Here is a 9,433-nt window from a genome sequence, read left to right as displayed (position 1 = left end):
GGTCCTCACCACGCGCGAGGAGCTGCTCAGCGGACTGCCCGACCGGTTCGAGGGGCGCGGTTCTTCGGGTCCGGGCAGCGACGGTACGGACGAGGCGGGCCCCGACACGGGTACGACCTCGGCGCACGGCCCCCGCGAAGAGGCTCCGGACACAACCGCTCCGGCCGCGACCGGCCGCCCTGGCGACGGGAACGGTGACGGGAACGGTGCCGCGAGCGGTGACGGGAACGGTGACGGGAACCCCGCGCGCCGCGCCCCGTACCAGGACATGCCCACCGCCTCCCTGCCCCGTCGGGTACGGCAGGCCAGCCTCGCGCCGCAGCTCAAGGGCGGCGAGGACCGTACGCCCGTACGCGACCAGGCACCGGCCGAGCGGGACGCCGACGAGGTGCGCAGCCGGATGGCCTCGCTCCAGCGCGGCTGGCAACGCGGCCGCCGCGACAACGGCGAGACGGACGAGGCTCCGGCACCCGCGCGGACCGAACCCACGGGGACCACGCCCACCGAGGCCGGACCCACCCCACCCGCGCGCACGGCATCCGAAACCGGCGCATCCCGGGCCACGACTCCCGAGGCCACCGAGACCGACGCAACCGAAACCGGCTCCGCCGACGTCGGTACCACTGGTTCCGGTACGGCCGGGGACACCACAGCACACCGCACCACACCGGAAGGGGACGGTCGATGACCGCACCGAGGACCGCCGCACACATCGGCGAGCTGAACTGGCTGCTCGACGACCTGGTCGCCCGCGTGGCGAGCATCCGCAAGGCCGTCGTCCTGTCGTCGGACGGACTGGCCACCGGCGTCTCGGCCGACCTGACCCGCGAGGACAGCGAGCACCTGGCCGCCGTGGCCTCCGGCTTCCACAGCCTCGCCAAGGGCGTGGGCCGGCACTTCGAGGCGGGCCGGGTCCGCCAGACCGTGGTGGAGCTGGACGACGCGTTCCTGTTCGTCACCGCTGCGGGCGACGGCAGCTGCCTCGCCCTCCTCTCCGACTCGGACTCCGACGTCGGCCTGGTCGCGTACGAGATGACCCTTCTCGTGAAGCGGGTCGGCGTGCATCTGGCCACCGCGCCACGTACCGATCTGCCCGCCGGAGGGTAGTGGAATGGCATGAGCAGCGACGGTAAGGCCGGCCAAGGGACATCCCACTGGTTCGACGACGACGCCGGACCAGTGGTGCGTCCGTACGCCATGACGCGGGGCCGCACCACAAGTGCGGGCCAGCACCGCCTCGACCTGATCGCGGTCGTCGTCGCCGAGACCCGCGCGGACGACCGGGAAGCGGACCACACCCTCGCCCCCGAGCACGTCGACATCGTCGAACTGTGCCGCAGCACCCCGCAGTCCGTGGCCGAACTGGCCTCGGAACTGGACCTTCCGATCGGTGTGGTCCGGGTCCTGGTCGGCGATCTCGTCGCCCAGGAACTGGTCCATGTCACCCGGCCCGTTCCCCCTGCCGAACTGCCCGACGAGAGTATTCTGCGCGATGTGATCAACGGTCTGCGCGCGCTCTGAGACCACGGTCCACGCGCGCCTGAGCAGGAGATCTCCGTGACAGGTGCAGGGACAGCGGCAGGTGCAGGGACGGCGGCAGGTACAGGGACAGGGTCGGACGACGGCGGTACGAGCGCGGGCTGGCAGTTCTGGATCGACCGCGGCGGCACGTTCACCGACGTGGTCGCCCGGCGCCCGGACGGCCGGCTGCTCACCCACAAGCTCCTGTCGGAGAACCCCGCCCGCTACCGCGACTCCGCGGTGGCGGGCATCCGCGCTCTACTGGACGTACCCCTGGAAGAGGCCCGGATCGACACGGTCCGGATGGGCACCACCGTCGCCACCAACGCCCTCCTGGAACGCAAGGGCGAACCCACGGCCCTGGTCGTCACCCGCGGCTTCCGCGACGCCCTGCGGATCGCGTACCAGAACCGCCCGCAGATCTTCGCCCGCGAGATCGTCCTGCCCGAACTGCTGCACACGCGCGTGGTGGAGGTCGACGAACGCGTCACCGCCGACGGCACCGTGCTCACGCCACCCGACCTGGACCGGCTGGCGGCCGATTTGCGCGGCGTGTACGAGGAGGGCTTCAGGTCCCTCGCGGTGGTCTGCCTGCACAGCCATCTGCACCCCGCGCACGAACAGGCCGTGGGCCGGCTCGCCGCCCGGATCGGCTTCCCGCAGATCTCGCTCTCCTGCGAGGTCAGCCCCCTGATGAAACTGGTGCCGCGCGGCGACACGGCCGTCGTGGACGCCTACCTGTCGCCGGTGCTCCGGCGGTACGTGGACCGGATCGCCGGTCAACTCCCCGGCGTACGCCTGATGTTCATGCAGTCCAACGGCGGGCTCGCCGAGGCCCACCAGTTCCGCGGCAAGGACGCCGTCCTGTCCGGCCCGGCGGGCGGCATCGTCGGCATGGCGCTGATGTCGCGCCGGGCCGGGTTCGAGAACGTCATCGGCTTCGACATGGGCGGCACCTCCACCGACGTCTCGCACTACGCGGGCGCGTACGAACGGGTCTTCACCACACAGATCGCCGGTGTACGGCTGCGCGCACCGATGCTGGACATCCACACCGTGGCCGCGGGCGGCGGCTCGGTCCTGCACTTCGACGGCAGCCGATACCGCGTCGGCCCCGACTCGGCCGGTGCCGAACCCGGTCCCGCCTGCTACCGCGGCGGCGGCCCGCTCACCGTCACCGACGCCAACGTGATGCTGGGCCGCATCCAACCCGCGCACTTCCCCCGGGTGTTCGGCCCCGAAGGCGACCAGCCTCTGGACGCCGATCTGGTCCGGGAGCGGTTCACCGAGCTCGCCGCCGAGATCCGCGCGCATACCGGCGACGACCGCACGCCCGAGCAGGTCGCGGAGGGGTTCCTGCAGGTCGCGGTGGCGCATGTCGCGGGCGCCGTCAAGCGGATCTCCGTACAGAAGGGCCACGACGTCACCCGGTACGCGCTGACCACGTTCGGCGGGGCGGGCGGCCAGCACGCCTGTGCCGTTGCCGACTCGCTCGGCATCCGTACGGTCCTCGTGCCGCCCATGGCCGGTGTGCTCTCCGCGCTCGGCATCGGGCTCGCGGACACCACGGCGATGCGCGAGCAGTCCGTCGAGGCGCCCCTGGAGCCCGCCTCCATGCCGCGCGTGCGGGAGACGGCCGCCGCCCTGGAGGACGCGGCCCGCGGCGCTCTGCGGGCCGAGGACGTGCCCGATGAGCGGGTCCGGATCGCCCGCCGCGCCCAACTGCGCTACGACGGCACTGACACCGTGCTCACCGTCGACCTCACCGAACCCGACACCATGCGGCGGGAGTTCGAGGACCGCCACCGGGCCACGTACTCCTTCACCCTCGACCGCCCCGTCGTCGTCGAAGCGCTGTCCGTTGAGGCCACCGGGCTGACCGAACCGCCCGACCTGGCCACGCTCACGGCACCACGCGCGCGTGGTGCCGGAAACCGGCTCCACGCGCGCGTGCACATCGGGGGCGCCCACCGCGACGTCCCCCTGCACCGGCGCGAGGACCTGGGGCCGGGGGAGCGGATCAGCGGACCCGCCGTCGTCACCGAGGCCAACGCGACCACGGTCGTCGACGAGGGCTGGCAGGCCACCGTGAACGACGAGGGGCACCTGCTCATGGAGCGCGTGACGCGGACGGCGGGACCCGAAGCGGGCACCGAGGCCGACCCGGTGCTCCTCGAAGTGTTCAACAACCTCTTCATGTCGATCGCCGAACAGATGGGCGCCCGCCTGGAGTCCACCGCCCAGTCCGTGAACATCAAGGAGCGGCTCGACTTCTCCTGCGCGCTGTTCGACCCGGACGGCAACCTGGTCGCCAACGCCCCGCACATTCCGGTGCACTTGGGCTCCATGGGCACCAGCGTCAAGGAGGTCCTCCGGCGCCGCCCCGAGATGCGCCCCGGGGACGCGTACGCCGTCAACGACCCGTACCACGGCGGCACTCACCTGCCCGATGTCACCGTGATCACCCCGGTCTTCGACACGGCCGCCACCGAAGGCGCCGAACTCCTCTTCCTGGTGGCCTCGCGCGGCCACCACGCGGAGATCGGCGGGATCGCACCAGGCTCGATGCCCGCCGACAGCCGCCGCATCGAGGAGGAGGGCGTCCTCTTCGACAACTGGCTGCTCGCCGAGAACGGCCGCTTCCGCGAACGGGAGACGTACGAGCACCTCACCGGTGCCCGCTACCCGTCCCGCAACCCGGACACCAACCTGGCCGACTTCCGCGCCCAGATCGCCGCCAACGCCAAGGGCGTCGAGGAAGTCGGCCGGATGATCGAGCACTTCGGCCTCGATGTGGTGCAGGCGTACATGAAGCACGTCCAGGACAACGCGGAGGACGCCGTGCGGCGCGTCATCGACGCCCTCGACGACGGCTCCTGCGCCTACGAGACGGACTCCGGCGCCGTCATCCGCGTCGCGGTCACCGTCGACCGCGAACAGCGCGCCGCGACCATCGACTTCACCGGTACGTCGGACCAGCTGCCCGGCAACTTCAACGCCCCCTACGCGGTGGTGAACGCGGCCGTCCTGTACGTCTTCCGCACCCTGGTCGCCGACGACATCCCGCTCAACGACGGCTGTCTGCGCCCGCTGCGGATCGTCGTACCGCCCGGCTCGATGCTCTCGCCGCAGCCGCCCGCCGCTGTCGTCGCGGGCAACGTCGAGACCTCGCAGGCCATCACGGGTGCGCTGTACGCGGCGCTCGGGGTGCAGGCGGAGGGCTCGGGCACGATGAACAACGTGACCTTCGGGAACGACCGGTTCCAGTACTACGAGACGGTGGCCTCGGGCTCCGGCGCGGGCGCGGACTTCGACGGGGCGTCCGCCGTCCAGACCCATATGACCAACTCCCGGCTCACCGACCCCGAGGTCCTGGAGTGGCGACTGCCCGTACTCCTGGAGGAGTTCGCGGTCCGTACCGGCAGCGGGGGAGCGGGGCGCAGGCGCGGTGGTGACGGCGTGGTGCGTCGTATCCGCTTCCGCGAGCCGATGACGGTGTCCACCCTGTCGGGCCACCGCAGGGTCCCGCCGTACGGCATGGCGGGCGGCGAGCCCGGCGCGCTCGGCTCCAACCGGATCGAGCGCGCCGACGGCTCTGTGCTGCACCTGGAGGGCGCGGACTCGGCTCAGGTGCTGCCCGGTGACGTACTCGTGGTGGAGACACCGGGGGGCGGCGGGTACGGGACTCCCTGAAGTGGAACTCCCTGAGGTGGAACTCCCGGAACCGGAACTTCCCGAACCGGAACGGTGAGCACCCCATGGCCGACACTCGTCCCGCACGATTCGCCGCCAAGGTGACAAGGCGGCGCCAACCGGCACGGACGATTCCGCACCCTCCCCCACAGCACCCGTGCAGCCTGCATCGTTCCGGCCACGATCACCGTCCGACGGTGAACCGGAATGCCTCCGCAGCTAGAGTCTGGTGCGGAACTCGCCCATGTCAGAGGGGAGTTCCGCACCAACGGCACCTCTGGAGTGGAGACTCATGGCGATCCTCGGGCGCTCGGCGCGGCGCAAGCCCACCGTCGAGCCGGTGACCCTGAAGATCCTGGTCGCCGGAGGCTTCGGCGTGGGCAAGACCACCCTCGTCGGCGCCGTCAGCGAGATCAAACCGCTGCGCACCGAGGAGACCCTGAGCGAGGCCGGGCGGCCCGTCGACGACCTCGTCGGCGTCGAGGCGAAAAGCACCACCACCGTCGCCATGGACTTCGGCCGCATCACGCTCCGCGAGGACCTCGTCCTGTACCTCTTCGGCACCCCGGGGCAGGACCGTTTCTGGTTCCTGTGGGACGAGTTGGCGCAGGGCTCGCTCGGCGCGGTCGTCCTCGCCGACACCCGCCGCCTGGAGGACTGCTTCGCGGCGATCGACTACTTCGAGCGCCGCGCCATCCCCTTCGCGGTCGGCGTCAACTGCTTCGACGAGGCCGACCGTTACCCGGCGGACATGGTCCGCCAGGCCCTCGACCTCGACGACGGCGTACCTGTGGTGCTGTGCGATGCCCGCGACCGCCAGTCCGTCAAGGAGGTCCTCGTGACCGTCGTACGGCACGCCATGGCGCGCGCGACGGCCGCCCGCGAGGCGGCCAACGGCTGACCTGTACGCGTACGTACGCACGCACGCGTGCGCGTACGTACGTGCACGCCGCCCCGCCGAGACACCAGGTGCGCGGCAGCGGCCCGTACCCCCGCCGACCGGGGTACGAGCCGCAGTCCAGGACCGGCGGCGGTTCAGGTCCGGCGGGGGCTCAGCCCTCGCCGTCCTCCAGCCAGCCGAAGCTCCGCTCCACGGCCCGGCGCCAGTTGCGGTACTCGGCGTCCCGCACCTCCGGCGCCATCCGCGGCTCCCACTCGGCGTCCTTGCGCCAGTGCGCCTTCAGCTCGTCCAGGTCGCTCCACACGCCGGTGGCGAGCCCCGCCGCGTACGCCGCGCCCAGGCAGGTCGTCTCGGACACCCGCGGCCGTACGACGGGCACGTCGAGCACGTCCGCCTGATGCTGCATCAGCAGATTGTTCTTGGTCATGCCGCCGTCGACCTTGAGCGTCGTGATCCGCACACCCGAGTCCTGGTACATGGCGTCCACGACCTCACGGGTCTGCCAGCTGGTCGCCTCCAGAACCGCGCGGGCCAGGTGCGCCTTCGTCACGTACCGGGTCAGACCGGTGATGACACCCCGCGCGTCCGAGCGCCAGTACGGGGCGAACAGGCCGGAGAACGCGGGCACGATGTACGCCCCGCCGTTGTCGTCGACGCTCGCCGCGAGCGGCTCGATCTCCTCGGCGTCGCGGATGATGCCGAGCTGGTCGCGGAACCACTGCACCAGGGCGCCGGTGATCGCGATGGACCCCTCCAGGCAGTAGACCGGGGCCTCGCCGCCGATCTGGTAGCCCATGGTCGTGAGCAGCCCGTTCTTCGACGGAACCGGGCGGTTCCCGGTGTTGAGCAGCAGGAAACTCCCCGTGCCGTACGTGTTCTTGGCGGTGCCCGTGTCGTAACAGGCCTGCCCGAAGATCGCCGCCTGCTGGTCGCCGAGCGCGGAGGCCACCGGCACCCCGGCGAGCTGGCCGACGGCCGTGCCGTACACCTCGGCGGAGGACCTGATCTCGGGCAGGATCGCCTCGGGCACGTTCATCGCCGACAGGATCTGGCCGTCCCACTGGAGGGTCTCCAGGTTCATCAGCATGGTCCGGCCGGCGTTGGTCACGTCCGTGACGTGCACGCCGCCGTCGGTGCCGCCGGTGAGGTTCCAGATCAGCCAGGTGTCGATCGTGCCGAAGGCGATCTCGCCGCGCTCGGCGCGCGCCCTGAGGCCCGGCACGTTGTCGAGCAGCCAGGCCGCCTTGGGCCCGGAGAAGTAGCTCGCAAGGGGCAGCCCGGTGGCCTCGCGGAACCGGTCCTGACCGTCGCTGCCGCCGAGTTCGGTGCAGAGCGCGGCGGTACGGGTGTCCTGCCAGACGATCGCGTTGTGCACGGGTCGGCCGGTGGCGCGGTCCCACAGGACCGTCGTCTCCCGCTGGTTGGTGATGCCGAGCGCGCTCAACTGCTCGGCCCGCAGACCGGCCTTGGCCAGCGCGCCCGCGACGACCGCCTGCACCTTCGACCAGATCTCGGTCGCGTCGTGCTCCACCCAGCCGGGCTTGGGGAAGATCTGCCGGTGCTCGCGCTGGTCGACGGCGACGATGGCGCCGTCCTGGTTGAAGATGATGCAGCGGCTCGACGTGGTGCCCTGGTCGATCGCGGCGACGAACTTGTCCGTCATGACGTCCCCTTCGTCCGAAGACTGCGCGGTGCGCGGAAGGCCGGTCGCGGAGCTGCCCGCGGGGGCGGCGGTGGACCGTCCGCCCCCACGCGCGTGGCTCAGAACGCGGCGTTGAAGACGATCCCGGACAGCGCGCCACCGATCAGCGGTCCGGCCACCGGGATCCAGGAGTAACTCCAGTCGGAGCCCCCCTTGTTGGGTATCGGCAGGAACGCGTGCGCGATGCGCGGGCCGAGGTCGCGGGCCGGGTTGATGGCGTACCCGGTGGGGCCGCCGAGCGAGAGGCCGATCCCGACCACCAGGAAGGCGACGACCAGGGTGGCGGTGCCGGACTCGCCGAGCCCCTTGGTGAGGCCGAAGGCGAGGATCGGCAGGACGAGCCCGACGGTCGCGATGATCTCGGTGACCAGGTTCGCCGCGGGGTTGCGGATCTCCGGGGCGGTGGAGAAGATCCCGAGCGTCGGCAGCGCCTTGTCGGCGTCCGCGTTGGCCTGGAACTGCGCGTAGTACGTGGCCCAGCAGAGCACCGCGCCGAGCACGGCGCCGATCATCTGCCCGATCACGTACAGGTGGACCTGGCCCCATTCCCCGGTGTCGATGGCGATGCCCACCGTGACCGCCGGGTTGAGGTGGCCGCCCGACAGCGGCCCGGCCGTGTAGGCGCCGGCCAGGACACCGAAGCCCCAGCCGAACGCGATGACCACCCAGCCGGCCGACTTGGCCTTGGAGTGGTTGAGGGTGACAGCGGCGCACACGCCGGCGCCGAACAGAATCAGGATCGCGGTGCCGATGATCTCACCGACGAGAACGTCACCGTTCGAGTACATGGCGGCTCCTTGGCCCATGCCCGGGGCCTTGCGCCCCGGTCCTCCGTGCAGGGTGCGTACGTGGCTACGTCGGCCGAAGGCCGGGTTCTCCCCGGCCCCGCCCGGCGTCCGTGACGAGCGTGCCGTCGCAGCCGAATCGCCCGTGGGGAGTGGCCTTCTGACCGGCCGTGTGACACGGCCGTGGCCCAGAGCGGTGCCGTGCCGAAGTGCGGCGATGCCGACTGACACCCGGAAGTGTTCACCGGAGCTGAGGGGGCGTCAAGGTCGCGGACGGCAACGGTTCACGCACGTGCTCCGCGCGCGTAGCGCCGGATTTCGAAACCCGCACCACGCGCGTGCGTGGGGCCTGGTCCGGTGTTCAGCTTCTGTGGTGCGTGGCGTGTGGTCCGCGCCCCGCTGTCCCGCCGTCTCGCTGTCTCGCCGTCCCGCTCTACGCGCGCGTGGTGGCGCCCGTCGTCTCCGCCGCGGCCAGCCCTGGGTCCGTAGCGGTCCGCCCCGGCTCCGTCGGCGTCGTCGGCGCCATCGGGTCTGTCGCGGTGCCGCGCCGGACCCGGTGGTCCGTCGTACCCGCGCGCCCCAGCACCCAACTCGCGCCGCGCAGCGACTTCGCGGCCTGCTTCAGGGGCGCGAGCCACGCCGCCGCCTGCCGGTGGTCGGCGACCGAACCGGGCGGGCAGTCCACCGTCGCCACCGAGAGCGTGACCTCGCGGCCACCCGCCGACCAGGACGCGTCGAGCATGGCGGCCGCCACCGGATCGAGCACTTCCGGACCGGCGAGGAACAGGAAGTCGTCGCCCCCGATGTGCCCCACCCGCACCGTGTCCGGAC

The 9,433-nt window shown here is 71.7% G+C and carries 6 protein-coding genes and 2 pseudogenes; 5 read left to right on the top strand and 3 right to left on the bottom strand.

The window, feature by feature from the left end:
- From GUY60_RS28650 to GUY60_RS28630, 5 genes and pseudogenes are all read left to right on the top strand, one after another.
- Window positions 1–688 (top strand): annotated as a pseudogene (locus tag GUY60_RS28650) (hypothetical protein); the annotation flags it as partial.
- Window positions 685–1,107 (top strand): roadblock/LC7 domain-containing protein, encoded by a 423-nt coding sequence (locus GUY60_RS28645; protein WP_161702965.1) that lies wholly within the window; start codon window positions 685–687, stop codon window positions 1,105–1,107. The pseudogene GUY60_RS28650 and the gene GUY60_RS28645, both read left to right, overlap by 4 nt.
- Before the next feature lie 9 nt (window positions 1,108–1,116).
- Window positions 1,117–1,521, top strand: coding sequence for a DUF742 domain-containing protein (locus GUY60_RS28640; RefSeq protein ID WP_161702963.1), 405 nt, complete (start codon window positions 1,117–1,119; stop codon window positions 1,519–1,521).
- Between the two features lie 132 nt (window positions 1,522–1,653).
- A complete protein-coding gene (locus tag GUY60_RS28635) occupies window positions 1,654–5,214 on the top strand; it encodes a hydantoinase B/oxoprolinase family protein (protein ID WP_187370151.1) in 3,561 nt (1,186 codons plus the stop codon).
- 292 nt (window positions 5,215–5,506) lie between these two features.
- Window positions 5,507–6,115, top strand: a complete 609-nt coding sequence (locus GUY60_RS28630; protein ID WP_161702960.1) for a GTP-binding protein — start codon at window positions 5,507–5,509, stop codon at window positions 6,113–6,115.
- A gap of 151 nt (window positions 6,116–6,266) precedes the next feature.
- On the opposite strand, the gene glpK is transcribed toward GUY60_RS28630, so the two are convergent.
- The 3 genes and pseudogenes from glpK to GUY60_RS28615 form a co-directional block, all read right to left on the bottom strand.
- Entirely contained in the window at window positions 6,267–7,778 is a 1,512-nt protein-coding gene (gene glpK, locus GUY60_RS28625) for a glycerol kinase GlpK (RefSeq protein WP_161702958.1), read from the bottom strand.
- 98 nt (window positions 7,779–7,876) lie between these two features.
- The gene (locus GUY60_RS28620) at window positions 7,877–8,605 is read right to left on the bottom strand and encodes an MIP/aquaporin family protein (protein ID WP_161702956.1); all 729 of its coding nucleotides are present in this window, start codon (window positions 8,603–8,605) and stop codon (window positions 7,877–7,879) included.
- Window positions 8,606–9,035: 430 nt separating this feature from the next.
- Window positions 9,036–9,433, bottom strand: a pseudogene (locus GUY60_RS28615) (hypothetical protein); the annotation flags it as partial.

The sequence above is a fragment of the Streptomyces boluensis genome (assembly GCF_009908195.1).
In the GTDB taxonomy this organism is placed as follows: Bacteria; Actinomycetota; Actinomycetes; order Streptomycetales; family Streptomycetaceae; genus Streptomyces; species Streptomyces boluensis.
This window is presented reverse-complemented; position numbering and strand designations above follow the sequence as displayed.